Here is an 18,124-nt window from a genome sequence, read left to right as displayed (position 1 = left end):
GGGGAAATAGAGATGGAAAAAGAAAGACAAGTACTCGTAATCTTCCCTCATCCGGATGATGAAGCATTCGGTGTATCAGGTACGATTATGAAACACATCAATGAAGGCACACCTGTAACATATGCATGTTTAACTTTGGGACAGATGGGACGTAACTTAGGAAACCCACCGTTCGCAACTCGTGAAACACTTCCTAAAATTCGTGAGAAAGAATTAGAAGATGCATGTCGTGTGATGGGTATAACCGATTTACGAAAAATGGGTTACCGTGACAAAACGTTAGAATTCGAATTACTTGATGATTTAGTTGAAATGGTCACAGGTTTAATTGATGAATTAAATCCTTCAAAAATTATTTCTTTCTATCCAGGTTACTCAGTCCATCCGGATCATGAAGCAACTGCTGATGCAGTTGTTGAAGCGGTACGCCGTATGGATGGTGAAAGACCTAACTTACATTTAGTAGCTTTCAGTAATGATGCGGTAGAAAATATTGGTGAGCCTAATGTAATCATTGATATTGCGGAATACGAAGAAAGAAAAATGAACGTACTCGGTGCGCATGCATCACAAACTGGCCCGATGTTAGAGAATCTGGCAGCGAATACACAAGAAGCTGAAGCAGCAAAAGATATGTGGCTTAGAATTGAACGCTTCTATCAATATGAAGTTTAAACAATAGGAGAATGAAATGAATCAATATAATTTAAATACGCGTGAAGGTCGTTGGAAACATTTCGGATCAGTAGACCCAATAAAAGGGACTAAACCTACTGAGAAAGAAAAAATGACAGACCTTCAAAGCTCAAAAAAAGACTTTTTATTTGAAATCGATCACGTAGGCATTAAAAATTTAACGTACCCCGTTCGTTTAAATGGCTATCAAACGGCTGGTAATTTTAGTCTTTCTACGCATTTAGCGAAGGATGAAAAAGGCATTAACATGAGCCGTATTTTAGAATCTTTAGAAGCACATTACGATAATGGCTTAGCACTTGATTTTGATACTTTAAAAGCCGTCTTAATTACTCTTCAAACAGTAATGCACCAAAAAAATGCTACAGTAGATGTAGATGCGAAATGGTTTTTCGACCGTTTCAGTCCTGTCACTAATTTACGTGCGGTTGGCCATGCCGACACTAAATTTTCGATGACAGTAGCAGATGAAAAGACAGTGAGTAAATCATTAACTGTAACAGCTATGGTTACTACATTATGTCCATGTTCTAAAGAAATCAGCGAATACTCTGCGCATAACCAGCGTGGAATAGTAACAGTTAAAGCTGACTTTGCACCGGAAAGTGAATTACCAACAGACTTCAAAGAGAAGATATTAGAATCAATGGAAGTCAATGCAAGCTCAATGTTATATCCTATCTTAAAACGTACCGATGAGAAATCAGTGACTGAACGTGCATATGAAAACCCACGTTTCGTTGAAGACTTACTTCGTTTAATTGCAGCTGATCTAGTGGAATTAGAATTCATTGAAGGATTTACAATTGAATGCCGTAATGAAGAATCGATTCACCAGCACGATGCTTTTGCGAGATTAACTTATAAGAAATAGGTGAGCATTATGACGGAGAAAGAGAAAATGATTGCAGGATTAATGTACAATCCTGAAGATGTTGAATTGAAAAACGATCGTATCAATTCCAAGATTACTGTTCGAGCATATAATAATACACCTGAGAACCTAGCAGATGAACGTAAAAAGCGTATCAAAACCATTCTTGGATCGACAAAGGAAAATGTAACGATAGAAACCGACTTTAGATGTGACTATGGTTATAATATTCATGTGGGTGAGAATTTTTATGCAAATCATGATTTGACAATCTTAGATGTTGCACCGGTGAAGATTGGTGACAACTGTATGATTGCTCCCGGTGTACATATTTATACGGCGACGCATCCCATAGACCCAACAGAACGCAATAGCGGTAAGGAGTATGCATTACCTGTAGTGATTGGCGATAATTGCTGGATTGGTGGTCGTAGTGTTATTAATCCAGGCGTGACGATTGGTGATAATGTTGTTATTGCCAGCGGTGCCGTAGTAACGAAGGACATTCCTGATAATGTTGTCGTTGCAGGTGTTCCAGCTCGTGTGATCCAAGTGATTGAATAAGATTAGAAAAGGGATGACACTAAGTTGAGTGTCATCCCTTTTCTATGGTTTAAATATGAAATAGAATGTAGTTTATTGTTCGATAACAGACGAATATCGGACTTGTTTTATCATATCGTCTAATTTTATTTGTGGTCTTGTCCGATATCAGGGGGATATCAGACTTGTTTTATCATATCGACTGAATTTTTTTATGGTCTTGTCCGATATCAGGTGTATATCAGACTTGTTTTATCATATCGTCTAATTTTATTTATGGTCTTGTCCGATATCAGGTGTATATCGGACTTGTTTTATCATATCGACTAATTTTTTTAAGGTCTTGTCCGATATTAGGTGTATATCAGACTTGTTTTATCATATCGACTGAATTTTTTTATGGTCTTGTCCGATATCAGGGGGATATCGGACTTGTTTTATCATATCGACTAATTTTATTTATGGTCTTGTCCGATATCAGGGGGATATCGGACTTGTTTTATCATATCGACTAATTTTTTTAAGGTCTTGTCCGATATCAGGTGTATATCAGACTTGTTTTATCATATCGTCTAATTTTATTTATGGTCTTGTCCGATATCAGGTGTATATCGGACTTGTTTTATCATATCGACTGATTTTTTTTATGACTTGTCCGATATCGGACTTGTCCACATTGATTGCAACTATATTCTATACTTCCTCATTCATCACTTGCATAATCGCACGTCCTACACCACTCTCTTCGTTTGAACCCGCCATATAATTCGCTGCTGCTTTGACTTCTTCCGTACCGTTTTCCATTGCGTAAGAATATTTTGCTTTCTCAATCATTGAGATATCGTTTAAATTATCACCAATAGCCATTACCTGATTCATATCAATCTGCAATTTTTCACAAATTGCTTCTAATGCTATTCCTTTTTGTGCATCGTTATGCGTAATTTCGATATTACCACGTGATGAAGCTGATACGGCTAAGTGTTTAAATGTACGTAGTTCAGCTTTTGCAGCATCTAATTTTTCTAAGTCACTTGAGAACGCTAAAAATTTCATTACAATTTCGCCGTCACGATCATATACTTCTTGATAACTTGAAACTTCTTTTAGTGAACCGTTATCAATACGTTTTTGAATCGAGTTACGGATTTTTTCGACGTCTGGTGTATGACCCATTTTCTCTGCGATGTCTAAATAAATTTGTAAGTCTTTCTTTTTATCTTCTGTATAAATTCTGGCACTTGAATACACTTGGTAATACAAATCATATTTATCTAAGATTGATGTGACGTCTTTAATCTGCTGGTCACTTAACTTAGAAGTGTGCATTATATTAAATTCCTCATCACGCACTTCAGCACCGTTCAAGCAAATAAAGGGGACTTTGAGTCCTGTCGGCTTTATTGGTGTGTTCGCTTCATAAAAAGCACGTCCCGTCGCAATAACAACTGTTACTCCTTTGGATTGTGCGTACTGAATCGCCTTGATATTTTCTTCTGATACTTCGTGAGCACTGTTTAGTAACGTTCCGTCCATATCTGTCGCAATTAGTTTTATCATGGGCTCATCTCCTTGTTTGAATATCTTTAGTTTAACAAAAAATTAAAGTATTATCTAAAATTAATCACTCTTAAATCATTTTTGTTTTTTGAGTAATTTTTTATTTCTAAGTGATTTAAAGAAATCCGTTAACAATCTACTACACTCATCATGGCAAATCCCGCTAATAACAGTTGCACGATGATTAAATGTTGGTTGATTCAGTAAGTTCATTAAACTACCACTACATCCACCTTTAGGATCATGTGCACCGTATACTACTATTGGTATTCTACTCATCACAATCGCACCACTACACATCACACAAGGTTCCAGTGTGACATATAATACACATTCTTCTAATCGCCATGACCCAAGATGCTCACTTGCCTTTTGAATCGCCATCATCTCTGCATGATGGATTGGATTTTGTTCAGATTCTCGTGTATTATATCCTGCTCCAATCACTTCTCCATGGTGTACAATAACGGCACCAATTGGTACTTCATCTATTGCTAAAGCTTTCTTCGCTTCTTCAATCGCAAAGTTCATATAAATTTCATGATTCAAATTTTCGTCCACCTCATATTAATTTGTGTTACAATACATATACTATTTTATTCTACATTAGAGGAGATTAATATGACACCTTTATATATTGCAATTGAAGGTCCTATTGGTGTCGGCAAAAGTTCTTTAACAACATTACTTTCTAAACATCTAGGTGTACCTGCGATGTACGAAATCGTAGAAGAAAACCCATTTTTATCAGACTTCTATGCTGATATTGAAAAATGGAGTTTTCAAACCGAGATGTTTTTCTTATGTCATCGATACAAAGAATTAAGTGAGTTAAACGAAAATACTGCTGTCGTCAGTGACTACCATATATTAAAAAATAAAGTATTTGCCAGAAATACTTTAAACGAAAAAGAATACGATAAATTTATTCGTATTTACGATATCTTAACAGAAGATATTAGAAAACCCGATGCAACGATTTTTCTTACAGCAGAACTTGATACCTTGAAGACACGCATTGAAAAGCGTGCACGTGATTTTGAACAAATCATAGAAGATGACTATTTAATCAAGTTAACTGAGGATTATAAAAATGTTTATGAATCGATGAAAGATAGTCACACAACACTATTAATCGATACAACCAACATTGATTTCGTCAATAACCAAGCAGACTTTAAACAAATATTAGAACGCATTACTGCGAGAATTGGAGATCACAATGTACCAAATACCAAATGATGCAATTATTACAATCGCAGGCACAGTAGGTGTCGGCAAATCTTCTTTAACGAAAGCTTTAGCAGAAAAATTAAACTTTAAAACTTCTTTCGAAAAAGTAGATAACAATCCGTATTTAGAAAAATTTTATGCGGATTTCGATCGTTGGAGTTTTCATTTGCAAATATATTTCTTAGCTGAACGATTTAAAGAACAAAAGCGAATGTTTGAATACGGTGGTGGTTTTATTCAAGACCGCTCAATTTACGAAGACGTTGATATCTTTGCAAAAATGCATGAAGAAGGCGGAACGATGACCGCTGAAGACTTCAAAACGTACTACGAATTATATGAAGCAATGGTCATGACACCTTACTTCCCAAAACCAGATTGTTTGATTTATTTAGAATGTGATTACGAAGCAGTCATTAATCGTATTGCTGAACGTGGTCGTCAAATGGAAATCGAAACAGATGAAGCATACTGGCGTTCACTATTCGCCCGTTATGAAAAATGGATAGATGGCTTTAATGCTTGTCCAGTCGTACGGGTAAATATTAACGAATATGATGTCTATAAAGATATTCACTCGCTTGATCCAGTCATTCAAAAAATAGCAAAAGTTATTGAAACACACCGTGAAGTGCATAAAAGATAATAAAAAATGGCATGATATCAAAAAATGATATCATGCCATTTTGATTATTTTAGGAAGTCTTTTATCAACTTCGTGTCAATCTTCAATCTATAAATCTAGCTCATTAACCATATCAGCAACGCTTGCTAGCACTACATCTGCATTGCGCAAGTCCTCAGCATCACCCGAGCCAGATAAAACACCGACCACTTTACCCGCCGCTCCGTTACGACCAAGTGCGATATCCATTTCGGTATCGCCCACCATCATCGTATCATTTGCTGCGATATTGAAGTGATTCATAATTTCTTGAAGTAATTCTTTTTGTGGTTTATGGTACTCTGACGAATCGCTTGTAACAATTAAATCAAAATATTCACGGATACTATATTTATCTACAAATAAATCCATTGATGCAGTATCATCAGCTGACACGATTGCAAGTTTGTACCCTTTGTCATGCAATATTTTTAATGTCTTTGCAATACCTTCAATTATTGTAATATCTTCTTCTTCATTGTCAGACGTTAAATGTTCAATCTTTTGAAGTAACCAATTGACCATCTCATCACCGTTCGGTAATTTTTCTAAGCTTGATACGATTGTCTTTGTTTTATTGGATCCCATTGCTTGATCAATCTTATCATCTACTATCCCAAATGCATCTTTAATTTCAGATTTTGGCACATGCATATTCGTTCGTACTGAAAATTCATTAATTAAATCATCTGCAAGCTTCACTATTGGGTGACCGAGCTCCATTAAAGTACCATCTTTATCAAACACAATTAACTTCACCAACTGATACACTCCATTCATATGTTTTCTTTATTATAAATGAAGACAAAAATTAATTCACTTCTAAATGTAAATCACCAGTTTTAACAAATCGTTTCGGCTTCATTACCAAATAATGAACAAGTAAGGTCACAATGAGTGGTACTATTATGCCAGCAATAATGAACTGCATTAATACACCTAATCCCTGTGCATTTAATATCTGTATTGGTGCAATGAGAGCACATAATCCAAGTCCTGCAATTTCATAGGGCAATTTCATATCGAACACAAGTACAGCAACTGGACCTGCGACTGCAGCTGCAATAAGTGGTGCAATTGTTACCGATGGATTCTTAACGATGTTCGGAAACTGTACTTTGGGTGTACAAATTGATTGTGCTAAAAATCCACCTAAATCATTTTCTTTGAAGCTCATTGCTGTATATCCGACAAATTGAGCTGAAATACCCACAAGTGCTGCACTTGATGCATGTGGATCGAGTTGTAAAGCAACAGCAAGCGCTGCACTTGATGCGGGTGTCATGACAAGTACTGCAAACACAATCGCGATAACCACTGACGTGACAAGTGGCTGGTTGCCTACTGTAGAAGTAATAAACTTAGAAATCGTTATTAATGTTGGTGAAATTATTTTCGATAAATAGAATCCTGCGATACTGCCTGCCAATACACTAGATAACGGAACAGCCATTAAATCAAGAAATGTCTTACCTGTTACTTTCTTGCCTACAAATGTAGCAATGATTGCTGCTAATATTGCACCAATCGGTTCACCGGTAACAATATTGAAAGAATCCCCTGCTTGTGTTATAGCATTACCACCAATCGCTGCACTAATCATACTTGAAACAATGGTTAAACCGTTTGCACCTAAACTCACTGCGATTGCACCACCTAAAGCGGGTGTCATTAAGTATGTTGCGATTGTACCAATCATTACAAGTAAATCAATATGGAATAATCCACCGACAGATTTTAGTAATAATCCAATCCCTAAAGAAACAAGAATCGCTGCTGAAATACCCCCTGCTCCTTTTTCCATTCTATTCATAAAATATGATTGCTTTTTTACTTTTTCTGTCATAGATGAACCCCCTTATTCTGATACTTTTACTGTCCAACCAAATTTGTCTTCTGCTGTTCCATTTTGAATCGCTGTGTAAGCGGTATAAAGTTTATTTGTAACGTCACCTGTTTGATATTCATTTATCACAGCTACTTCTTCTTTATATTTAATTTCACCGACTGGTGATACAACAACTGCTGTCCCTGAACCAAAAATTTCTGTAATCTTACCACTTTTCGCATCATCAAATACTTCATCAACAGAAATCTTACGTTCTTCCACTTCATATCCTAAACTTTGACCTAATTCTAATATTGATTGACGTGTAATCCCTGGTAAGATACTGCCGTTAAGTGCTGGTGTCACTAGTTTATTGCCATATACAAAGAAGATATTCATGCTTCCCACTTCTTCAACATACTTTTGTTCAACTCCATCTAGCCAAAGCACTTGGTCATATCCGAGTTTAGCTGCTTTAGATTGTGCTAAAAGACTCGCCGCATAGTTCCCGGCAACTTTAGCGAATCCAACACCACCACGCACTGCACGTACGTATTCATCTTCTACGTAGATCTTTGTCGGTTGTAATTGACCATCACCATAATATGCACCTACTGGAGATAAGATAATTAAAAATTTATACTGATTTGCAGGACGGACACCTAAAAATGGTTCCGTTGCAAATACGAAAGGACGAATATAAAGAGATTGACCTGGCTCAGTTGGCACCCAATCCGCTTCTAAATTGACAAGCTCCTTTAAACCTTCTAATGCTAGTGCTTCATCGATTTGAGGCATATCCAAACGCGCAAGAGATTGATTGATACGTTTGAAATTTTGATCAGGACGGAATAATTGTACTCCTTCAGCTGTACGATATGCCTTTAAACCCTCAAAAACAGACTGTCCATAATGGATACTTTGAGATGCAGGCGACATTTCAATATTTTGATAAGGTACAATACTAGCATCATGCCATCCTTTATCCTCTGTATAATCCATACTGAACATATAATCCGTAAAAAAACGTCCGAAACCTAACGCTTCTCCTTTTGGCTTCTCTTTTAGTTGTTCACGTTTTTCAATTTTAAAATCTGTCATATTATCTCCTCCAGCTATTTTAATGCTTTCAAGTATAACAAACTTGAGGGACATTTCAAGGAATTATCCGAATATTCATAATTTATTAATAAATAAAACGCTTACAAAAAAGAGCAGACCCTATTAATAGGTCTGCTCATATAAAATTATGTTTATTTCGCTTCTTTCTCTTTAATCGCTTTTAACATTTCTTGGGTCATTTTGTCTAAATCGAATTTAGGATTGAATCCCCATTGCTTTTTCGCTTCAGTTGAATCGATTGAGTTTGGCCAGCTTTCTGCAATCCCTTGACGAACTGAATCAACATCATAATCTAATTCAAAGTCCGGAATATACTTTCTAATGCTTTTAGCAACCATTTCAGGATCGATACTCATTGCAGTAACGTTGAATGCGTTACGATCGATTAAGTTCTCAGCTGGTGCTTCCATTAATTGAATGATTGCTTCAATTGCATCATCCATAAACATCATATCCATAAACGTATCTTTACCGATGTATGATGTGTATTTACCTTCACGTACGGCTTTAAAGTATATTTCTACTGCGTAATCTGTAGTACCTCCACCCGGTTCTTTAACGTGCGAAATAAGGCCAGGAAAACGTACACCACGTGTATCTAAGCCGAACCTGTGGTAGTAGTAATCACATAATAATTCACCAGATACTTTATTTACACCATACATTGTTGTAGGACGTTGAATTGTTATTTGTGGTGTATTGTCAGCTGGTGTGCTTGGTCCAAATGCACCAATTGAAGATGGCGTGAAGAATTGCATATTATATTTTCGTGCAACTTCTAATGCGTTTAACAAGCCACCCATGTTTAAGTTCCAAGCAAACACTGGATTTTTCTCAGCTGTCGCCGATAATAAAGCTGCCATATGCATGATTGTATCTGCCTTGAATTCACCTGCTAATTTTTCCATTTTTTCAGCATCTGTAACATCTAGCTCTTCGAATGGTCCATCTAATACTTTTGAACCTTCTTCTGGTCGACGTAAGTCTGTTGCTAATACGTTTTCCACACCGTAGATTTCTCTTAATTTTAAGGTTAATTCAGTTCCAATTTGGCCTAATGCCCCTGTAATCATAATTCTCTTCATTTTATACTCCTTTTGCACAATTGTATTTTCAAGAAGTACAATTGCGGTATATTTTTATTATTCGCACATTCATTCTATAATAAAACCGTTTACATGTCCATTAGGGATAAACAGAAAAAAGAGTGGGAAATTCCCACTCTTTTGTGATTTGTGCATTTTATTATTGGATAATCTTCAATTCTTTACCTACACGCGCATAAATTTCTAAAGCCGCGTCTAACATTTCTTTCGTATGTGCAGCTGTTGGCATGTTACGCACACGACCAGTCCCTTTTGGTACTGTTGGGAAGACGATAGATTTCGCGTACACTCCTTCTTCCATTAAACGCTTAGAGAATTCTTGTGTCGTCTTTTCATCACCAATAATACATGGTGTGATTGGTGTTTCTGAATGTCCGATATCAAATCCTAAGCTTTTAAGCCCGTCTTTTAAGTAGTTACCGTTCTCCCATAACTTATCATGTAATTCAGTAGACTCCATTAAGATGTCAATTGCTTCAGTAATTGCACGTGTGTCTGATGGTGCTAATGATGTTGAAAATAAAAATGGACGTGATGCAACCTTTAACCAGTCTATTAAGTCTTTAGTTCCTGCAACATATCCACCGACCACACCGATGGCTTTAGATAATGTACCAATTTGGAAGTCAATCTTATCTTGTAAACCAAAGTGTTTAACCGTTCCAGCACCTTTGCCCATTACACCTGATCCATGTGCATCATCAACGTATGTGATTAAACCAAATTCTTCAGCGATTTCAACGATTTCAGGTAATTTGGCAACATCCCCGTCCATTGAAAATACACCGTCAGTAATATACATTACTTTTTTGTATAATCCTGATTCAACTGCTTCTTTTGCTTTCGCACGTAGATCTTCCATATCTGAGTGATTAACACGGATAATTTTTGCTTTAGATAATCGACATCCATCAATGATTGATGCATGGTTTAACTCATCTGAAAGAATTGCATCTTCTTTATTCATAACAGCACTAATTGCTGCCATATTACAGTTAAAGCCTGATTGATAGGCAATAGCTGCTTCAGTACCTTTAAACTCAGCTAATTTTTCTTCTAATTGTACGTGTAAGTCTAATGTACCGTTAATTGTACGTACCGCACCTGCACCTACTCCATGTGAATCTACAGCTGCTTTTGCAACTTCTTTCATACGGTCGTTCGTTGCTAATCCTAAGTAGTTATTTGAAGAAAGGTTAATTAAATCTTTCCCATTTACTTTAATAATAGTGCCATTTGCACCTTCAACAACATTGATTTCGTTGTATAATCCATTATTTTTTAAATTATCTAGATTTTCTGTTAAGAACTGTTGTAATATTTTTGACATGTTAAGCACCCCTTTAATGTAATTTTCATTTACATCATATCATAACTAAAAATGAACTTCTATTGAATCAGTAAATGGTTTCTTCCAGTTTAAGAAGTTTAAATATTCTAAAATCTTTGATACACTTATAACATTATACTTTAAAGGAGTGAGCGACCTGGATATCCAACAACTTGTAGAAAAAGAAACAGAACAACTGATTAAAGATCGTAGGTTTTTGCATATGCATCCAGAATTATCATTTGAAGAAACAAACACTTATGCGTATATTTTAGAACAACTCCAACAACTGAAACATTTTAAGATTCGAGAACATGTTGGTGGAAAAGGTTTAGTCGCTACAATTAAGAATGGACATGGTCCTTCTATCGCGCTCCGCGCAGACTTCGATGCACTCCCAATTCAAGATCAAAAAGAAGTCGAATACCAATCGCAAACTGACGGTGTTATGCATGCCTGTGGGCATGATGGTCATACTTCAATTCTTCTTGGTGTTGCACGTATATTAAATGCGCATGTCGATAATATAAATGGTTCAGTCGTATTGCTTTTCCAATTTGGCGAAGAACTTGCGCCTGGTGGTGCAGAACCGATGACAAATGATGGAGCTCTAGATGGTGTTGACCGTGTATATGGCAACCATCTATGGTCACCATTCGAGCACGGTGCTGTGCATAGTAAATATGACGCATTACTCGCGAGCCCTGATTTGTTCAATATTACGATTCAAGGTAAAGGTGGACACGGTGCACATCCTGATACAGCCATTGACGCAATCGTTGCAATGGCCACATTCATTACGAATATCCAAACAATTGTATCACGTACGGTTGCTCCCACAAGTGAAGCAGTCGTAACAGTTGGTAAAGTAAAAGCTGGTGATGCATTTAACGTAATCAGTGACCAAGCATTTTGTACAGGTACAGTGCGTACATTTGACCCAGAAATAAAAGCATTGATTCGTATAACAATAGAGAATGAATTAAAAGGTTTATCGATTGCCAAAGGTATTACTTACACATTCGATTATGTGAATGGCTATCCAGCAGTAATCAACCATAATAGCTGTGTGGATGTGATTAAACGTGCGACTAAAAGAGCTGGCCTTCCATTTAAAGAAATGGAGCAAGTCATGATTGGCGAAGACTTCTCATACTATTTACAACATAAACCAGGTGCATTCTTTTTCACAGCAGCAGGCAATCAATCAAGAGGAATCACTGCGCCACATCATCATCCATTATTTGATTTCGATGAGTCTGCAATGAATGATGCTCTGAACATATTTTTAAATATACTAGTAGAAGAAGGTGTCCTATGATTACATATGTAGATAAATATTATGATGAACTTGTAGCTCTCAGAAGACATTTTCATCAGCATCCAGAACTATCATTCCAAGAAACAGAAACACCTGCATTTATTGCACATTACTTAAATGACCTAGGTATTGAAGTTGAAACAAATGTCGGAGGTCGAGGTGTTGTAGGACGTTTAATTAAAGATCCTAATTTGCCCACACTCGCCATTCGTGCTGATTTTGATGCGCTTCCTATTCAAGATGAAAAAGATGTACCATATAAGTCACAAGTACCAGGCGTCATGCATGCTTGTGGACATGATGCACATACAGCAGTATTACTAATCACTGCCAAAATTCTTTCAGAAAACTTCGAGCATTTAAATGGTAACTTAGTATTTATTCATCAACATGCAGAAGAAGTTGATCCAGGCGGTGCTATACAAATGATTGCAGACAACTGTTTAAGTGGTGTTGATGCAATTATTGGTCAGCATGTCTCAAGTTCATTAGACATCGGCAAAGTTGGTTATAAATATGAGACAGCTACTGGTATACCAGATGACTTCTGGATTACACTTCAAGGTAAAGGTGGGCATGCAGCACATCCTAATACGACAATTGACCCAGTTGCTGCTTTGATTCGTCTATGCAATGATCTTCAATACATTGTTTCACGTAAAACAAGTCCAACTACGCCTGCTGTGCTATCAATTACTCAACTTGAAGCTGGCGATCAAAACAATGTCATTCCAGACACTGCAAAAATTGCTGGTACTATTCGTACCTTTGATGCTGAAACTCAGAATCTTATGTATGACGAGCTTAGAAGATGTTTAGAAGGATTAGTGACCACGACAGGTGTTACTTATGATTTAAAGTATTTGAAGGGTTATCCTCCTGTTGTTAATACAACAAACGAAACAGATTTAATCGTCAGTGCAGCGCGAAAAATAGAAAGTGTACAAGAACTTGTCGAACTTGAACCTTCATTAGGCGGAGAAGATTTTTCTTATTATCTACAGCGTGTGCCAGGATCATTTTTCTATACAGGCACACGCAACGAAAACTTTAAAGCAGACTTCCCACATCATCACCCGAAATTTGATATTGATGAAACAGGCATGTTGAATGCAGTAAAAATATTCTTGCAAGCAACAGAAGACTACTTTAATGAAGGGGGACTTTAAATGCCATGGTTTGATGAAGCAACACAGCATAAAGAAGAATTGATTGAAATCAGAAGATACTTACACATGCATCCTGAACTGTCGTTCCAGGAAACGAAGACAGCTGAGTACATTGCAAATTACTTAACATCACTTGATATTCCTGTGACACGTAACGTTGGTGGCAATGGGCTGTACGGTGTCATAGAAGGTAAATTACCCGGTCCCACTCTCTTACTTCGCGCAGATTTCGATGGTTTACCTATCCAGGATTTAAAAGATGTTCCATATAAATCTCAAGTACCTGGTGTGATGCACGCATGTGGGCATGATGGACATACTGCAATGTTACTTATAGCAGCTAAGATCATTAAAGCACATACAGACGAAATAAAAGGTAAAGTAGTCCTTTGCCATCAACATGCAGAAGAAGTACTACCTGGTGGTGCTAAATCAATGATAGAGGCTGGCATCCTTGAAGGAGTGGATTATGTATTTGGAACGCATACTTCAAGTAGTTTAGATAGCGATAAGATAAGCTTTATAACAGGACCTGCATATGGTTTCGCCGATGCATTTACAATTGATATTAAAGGGCTTGGCGGTCACGGTGCAGCACCACACACGACGCATGATGCGATTATTGCAACAAGTCATTTAATCACTCAACTACAAACTATCGTTTCTAGAGGTATTGATCCAATCGTAACAGGCGTACTCACAATTGGTGAATTTAATAGTGGTGATGCATTCAATGTTATTGCTGAAACTGCACATTTAAGTGGCACACTTAGAACATATGACAAGGCAATCAAACAGATCATGCTAGAAAGAATGCATAAAATCATTGAGGGCATTGAAAAAAGCTTTAGTGTAGATATAGCATTCAATTTTACGGATGGCTATCCGGCACTGATTAATAGCGATAAAGAAACATTATGGCTCAAAAGTATTAGTGAACAAATACCGGATATTCAGGAAGTAACAGAAGGAACACCTTCCCTTGGAGGAGAAGATTTTGCCTACTTTTTAGAAAAGAGACCTGGCTGTTATTTCAACACAGGTGTGAAAAATGAAGCATTACATGCAGATTTTCCACATCATCATCCACGTTTTGATATGGATGAGAAAGGCTTACTAAACGGAGTTAGAGTGTTTGTTAATCTCGTAGAACATATGGATGAATTATCAATTAAATAAAATTGAAAAAAATAAAACCCACGAGGCGTCCCTCGTGGGTTTTAAAAATCACAAATGTGATATTATTTTTCGATTACAGATACAACGCCTGATCCTACAGTACGTCCACCTTCACGAATTGAGAAACGAGTTCCGTCTTCAATCGCGATTGGAGAAATTAATTCAACGTTCATTTCAACGTTGTCTCCAGGCATAACCATTTCAGTACCTTCAGGTAAGTTAACTACACCAGTTACGTCAGTTGTACGGAAGTAGAACTGTGGGCGGTAGTTAGTGAAGAATGGAGTATGACGTCCACCTTCTTCTTTTGATAATACATATACTTCAGCTTTGAACTTAGTATGAGGAGTAATAGTTCCTGGTTTAGCTAATACTTGACCACGTTGAACATCTTCACGTGAAACCCCACGTAATAATGCACCGATATTGTCACCAGCTTCAGCGTAATCTAATAATTTACGGAACATTTCAACACCTGTTACAGTTGTTTTAGATGGTTCTTCAGTTAAACCGATGATTTCGATTTCTTCACCGACTTTAACTTGTCCACGTTCAACACGTCCAGTTGCTACAGTACCACGACCAGTGATTGAGAATACATCCTCAACTGGCATCATGAATGGTTTTTCTGAATCACGTTCAGGAGTAGGAATGTACTCATCAACAGCGTTCATTAATTCCATGATTTTTTCTTCGTATTTTTCTTCGCCTTCTAATGCTTTTAAAGCAGAACCAGCGATTACAGGAATGTCATCTCCAGGGAAATCGTATTCTGATAATAAGTCACGAACTTCCATTTCAACTAATTCTAATAATTCTTCATCGTCAACCATGTCAACTTTGTTTAAGAATACTACTAATGCAGGTACACCTACGTTACGTGATAAAAGGATATGTTCACGAGTTTGAGGCATTGGACCGTCAGCAGCAGATACTACTAAGATACCACCGTCCATTTGAGCAGCACCAGTGATCATGTTTTTAACATAGTCAGCATGTCCTGGGCAGTCAACGTGAGCGTAGTGACGTTTTTCAGTTTCATACTCGATATGAGATGTATTGATTGTGATACCACGTTCTTTTTCTTCAGGTGCGTTGTCGATCATATCGTAAGATTGAGCAGTACCGCCACCATGTTTTGATAATACAGTTGCAATTGCAGCCGTTAAAGTTGTTTTACCGTGGTCAACGTGACCGATAGTACCAATATTGGCATGTGTTTTCGAGCGATCAAATTTTTCTTTAGCCATTTCGAAATCTCTCCTTAGTTTGTAAGTTAATTTTTTTAATATTACTCATGAGGGATTCTCACCCTCATGAGGAAATACATATCTCATTTATAAATCATTTAGCCATAAATTGCAATATATTGAGCTGTGCACCGCTCAAGTAACCACTTATTATTGACCTTTATTTTTCTTGATAATTTCTTCTGATACTGATTTCGGTACTTCTTCATAATGATCAAACACCATTGAGTAAGTTCCGCGACCTTGTGTATTAGAACGTAAGTTTGTAGCATAACCAAACATTTCTGCTAATGGTACAAATGCACGAACAACTTGCGCGTTACCACGCGCTTCCATACCTTCAACACGTCCACGACGACTTGTTACGTCACCCATGATATCTCCCATGTATTCTTCAGGCATAACGATTTCTACCTTCATCATTGGTTCTAAGATAACAGGATCACATTTTTTAGCAGCTTCTTTTAAAGCTAATGAAGCAGCAACTTTGAAGGCCATCTCAGATGAATCGACATCATGGTATGAACCATCAACTAATTTTGCTTTTACATCGATTAATGGATATCCAGCTAATACACCGTTTTCCATTGAATCTTTTAAACCAGCCTCAACTGAAGGAATATATTCACGAGGAACTACCCCACCAACGATACCGTTTTCGAATTCGAAACCAGCTCCAACTTCATTAGGTTCGAATTCAATATGAACGTCACCATATTGTCCACGACCACCTGATTGACGTGAGAATTTACCTTGAACACGTGCAGCAGTTTTGAACGTTTCACGGTAAGAAACCATTGGCGCACCAACTGTACATTCAACTTTAAATTCACGTTTCATACGGTCAACTAGAATGTCTAAGTGAAGTTCTCCCATACCACCGATGATAACTTGTCCAGTTTCTGGATCAGTATGCGCATGGAATGTTGGGTCTTCTTCTTGTAATTTAACTAAAGCATTAGTCATTTTATCTTGGTCAGCTTTAGATTTAGGCTCAACAGATAAATGAATAACTGGTTCTGGGAATTCCATAGATTCTAAGATTACTTGATGTTTCTCATCACATAAAGTATCCCCAGTTGTTGTATCTTTTAAACCTACCGCAGCAGCGATATCACCAGCATAAACTGTTGAAATCTCTTCACGTGAGTTAGCATGCATCTGTAAGATACGACCAACACGTTCACGTTTGCCTTTAGTAGCGTTTTGTACGTATGAACCTGATTGTAAAGTACCAGAGTACACACGGAAGAATGTTAATTTACCTACGAATGGGTCAGTCATAACTTTGAAAGCTAATGCTGCGAATGGTGCTGATTCATCAGGTTTAGCAATGATTTCAGCATCTTTATCGTCAACTTCATGACCAACGATTGGTTTAACATCTAACGGTGATGGAAGGTAAGCAATTGCTGCATCAAGCATTAATTGAACACCTTTGTTTTTGAATGCAGTACCAGCTAAAACTGGATAGAATTCAACATCACAAGTTGCTTGACGGATAGCTTGTTTCAGTTCTTCAACTGAAATATCTTCTCCGCCTAAATATTTTTCCATTAAATCTTCATTAACGTCAGCTACAGCTTCGATTAATTGTTCACGCATTGCTTCTGCATCTGCTAAGTATTCTTCAGGAACGTCAGTTACTTCAATGTCAGTACCTAAATCATTTGTAAACGTGTGTAATTTCATTTCAACTAAATCTACGATTGCATTGAAATTATCTTCAGCACCGATTGGCATTTGAATTGGATGAGCATTTGCTTGTAATCTGTCGTGTAAAGTACCCACAGAATAATTGAAGTCCGCACCAGTTTTATCCATTTTATTAATGAATACGATACGAGGAACTCCGTATGTAGTAGCTTGACGCCATACTGTTTCAGTTTGTGGTTCAACACCTGATTGTGCATCAAGTACTGTTACAGCTCCATCAAGTACACGCAATGAACGTTCAACCTCAACAGTGAAGTCTACGTGTCCAGGTGTATCGATGATATTAATACGCGTACCATTCCACTGAGCTGTTGTTGCAGCTGAAGTGATTGTGATACCACGTTCTTGTTCTTGTTCCATCCAGTCCATTTGTGAAGCACCTTCATGCGTTTCACCAATTTTGTGGATACGACCAGTATAATAAAGAATACGTTCAGTAGTAGTCGTTTTACCAGCATCAATATGAGCCATGATACCAATATTACGAGTGTTGCTCAAAGAGAATTCTCTTGTCATGGGTATTCTTTCTCCTT

The 18,124-nt window shown here is 37.2% G+C and carries 17 protein-coding genes; 8 read left to right on the top strand and 9 right to left on the bottom strand.

What is annotated here, in order from left to right:
- Positions 1 to 12 precede the first annotated feature (12 nt).
- Genes bshB2 through ACMGE9_RS07360 form a run of 3 tightly spaced genes read left to right on the top strand, consistent with a single transcriptional unit; the run spans position 13 to position 2,134 of the window.
- Positions 13 to 675 carry a bacillithiol biosynthesis deacetylase BshB2 gene (gene bshB2, locus ACMGE9_RS07370; RefSeq protein ID WP_414042161.1) on the top strand — a complete coding sequence of 221 codons (663 nt, stop codon included), beginning with the start codon at positions 13 to 15 and terminating at the stop codon, positions 673 to 675.
- 16 nt (positions 676 to 691) lie between these two features.
- On the top strand, positions 692 to 1,570 hold the full coding sequence (folE2, locus tag ACMGE9_RS07365; protein ID WP_414042160.1) for a GTP cyclohydrolase FolE2: 879 nt from the start codon (positions 692 to 694) through the stop codon (positions 1,568 to 1,570).
- Between the two features lie 6 nt (positions 1,571 to 1,576).
- Positions 1,577 to 2,134 carry a sugar O-acetyltransferase gene (locus tag ACMGE9_RS07360; protein ID WP_414044470.1) on the top strand — a complete coding sequence of 186 codons (558 nt, stop codon included), beginning with the start codon at positions 1,577 to 1,579 and terminating at the stop codon, positions 2,132 to 2,134.
- Between the two features lie 672 nt (positions 2,135 to 2,806).
- On the opposite strand, the gene ACMGE9_RS07355 is transcribed toward ACMGE9_RS07360, so the two are convergent.
- Positions 2,807 to 3,673, bottom strand: coding sequence for a Cof-type HAD-IIB family hydrolase (locus ACMGE9_RS07355; RefSeq protein ID WP_414042159.1), 867 nt, complete (start codon positions 3,671 to 3,673; stop codon positions 2,807 to 2,809).
- A 75-nt stretch (positions 3,674 to 3,748) separates the two neighbouring features.
- The gene (gene tadA, locus ACMGE9_RS07350; RefSeq protein ID WP_414044469.1) at positions 3,749 to 4,204 is read right to left on the bottom strand and encodes a tRNA adenosine(34) deaminase TadA; all 456 of its coding nucleotides are present in this window, start codon (positions 4,202 to 4,204) and stop codon (positions 3,749 to 3,751) included.
- Between the two features lie 90 nt (positions 4,205 to 4,294).
- Between tadA and ACMGE9_RS07345 the strand changes: the two genes are divergently transcribed.
- The gene (locus ACMGE9_RS07345) at positions 4,295 to 4,915 is read left to right on the top strand and encodes a deoxynucleoside kinase (protein ID WP_414042158.1); all 621 of its coding nucleotides are present in this window, start codon (positions 4,295 to 4,297) and stop codon (positions 4,913 to 4,915) included.
- A complete protein-coding gene (locus ACMGE9_RS07340) occupies positions 4,890 to 5,552 on the top strand; it encodes a deoxynucleoside kinase (protein ID WP_414044468.1) in 663 nt (220 codons plus the stop codon). Before ACMGE9_RS07345 ends, ACMGE9_RS07340 begins: the two co-directional genes overlap by 26 nt.
- An 87-nt stretch (positions 5,553 to 5,639) precedes the next feature.
- Here ACMGE9_RS07340 and ACMGE9_RS07335 read toward each other — a convergent pair whose 3' ends face one another.
- From ACMGE9_RS07335 to ACMGE9_RS07315, 5 genes are all read right to left on the bottom strand, one after another.
- On the bottom strand, positions 5,640 to 6,329 hold the full coding sequence (locus ACMGE9_RS07335; protein WP_414044467.1) for an HAD family hydrolase: 690 nt from the start codon (positions 6,327 to 6,329) through the stop codon (positions 5,640 to 5,642).
- 52 nt (positions 6,330 to 6,381) lie between these two features.
- Positions 6,382 to 7,416, bottom strand: a complete 1,035-nt coding sequence (locus ACMGE9_RS07330) for a PTS sugar transporter subunit IIC (RefSeq protein WP_414042157.1) — start codon at positions 7,414 to 7,416, stop codon at positions 6,382 to 6,384.
- Positions 7,417 to 7,428: 12 nt separating this feature from the next.
- On the bottom strand, positions 7,429 to 8,499 hold the full coding sequence (locus tag ACMGE9_RS07325; protein ID WP_414042156.1) for a branched-chain amino acid aminotransferase: 1,071 nt from the start codon (positions 8,497 to 8,499) through the stop codon (positions 7,429 to 7,431).
- 152 nt (positions 8,500 to 8,651) lie between these two features.
- Positions 8,652 to 9,605 carry an L-threonine 3-dehydrogenase gene (locus tag ACMGE9_RS07320; protein WP_414042155.1) on the bottom strand — a complete coding sequence of 318 codons (954 nt, stop codon included), beginning with the start codon at positions 9,603 to 9,605 and terminating at the stop codon, positions 8,652 to 8,654.
- Positions 9,606 to 9,765: 160 nt separating this feature from the next.
- Positions 9,766 to 10,956, bottom strand: a complete 1,191-nt coding sequence (locus ACMGE9_RS07315; protein ID WP_414042154.1) for a glycine C-acetyltransferase — start codon at positions 10,954 to 10,956, stop codon at positions 9,766 to 9,768.
- A 148-nt stretch (positions 10,957 to 11,104) separates the two neighbouring features.
- Between ACMGE9_RS07315 and ACMGE9_RS07310 the strand changes: the two genes are divergently transcribed.
- Genes ACMGE9_RS07310 through ACMGE9_RS07300 form a run of 3 tightly spaced genes read left to right on the top strand, consistent with a single transcriptional unit; the run spans position 11,105 to position 14,625 of the window.
- Positions 11,105 to 12,277: an amidohydrolase gene (locus tag ACMGE9_RS07310; protein ID WP_414042153.1), complete on the top strand. Its 1,173-nt coding sequence runs from the start codon at positions 11,105 to 11,107 to the stop codon at positions 12,275 to 12,277.
- On the top strand, positions 12,274 to 13,446 hold the full coding sequence (locus tag ACMGE9_RS07305) for an amidohydrolase (protein ID WP_414042152.1): 1,173 nt from the start codon (positions 12,274 to 12,276) through the stop codon (positions 13,444 to 13,446). Before ACMGE9_RS07310 ends, ACMGE9_RS07305 begins: the two co-directional genes overlap by 4 nt.
- Complete coding sequence (locus tag ACMGE9_RS07300) at positions 13,447 to 14,625, top strand: amidohydrolase (RefSeq protein WP_414042151.1); 1,179 nt, start codon at positions 13,447 to 13,449, stop codon at positions 14,623 to 14,625. It begins immediately after the preceding gene.
- 62 nt (positions 14,626 to 14,687) lie between these two features.
- On the opposite strand, the gene tuf is transcribed toward ACMGE9_RS07300, so the two are convergent.
- On the bottom strand, positions 14,688 to 15,875 hold the full coding sequence (gene tuf / locus ACMGE9_RS07295; RefSeq protein ID WP_414042150.1) for an elongation factor Tu: 1,188 nt from the start codon (positions 15,873 to 15,875) through the stop codon (positions 14,688 to 14,690).
- 150 nt (positions 15,876 to 16,025) lie between these two features.
- Positions 16,026 to 18,107 (bottom strand): elongation factor G, encoded by a 2,082-nt coding sequence (gene fusA, locus ACMGE9_RS07290; protein WP_414042149.1) that lies wholly within the window; start codon positions 18,105 to 18,107, stop codon positions 16,026 to 16,028.
- Between the last annotated feature and the right edge of the window lie 17 nt (positions 18,108 to 18,124).

It is taken from the genome of Macrococcus animalis, assembly GCF_047425875.1.
In the GTDB taxonomy this organism is placed as follows: Bacteria; Bacillota; Bacilli; order Staphylococcales; family Staphylococcaceae; genus Macrococcoides; species Macrococcoides animalis.
Note: the sequence above shows the minus strand (reverse complement) of the source record. Positions and strands in the feature narration are given on the sequence as shown.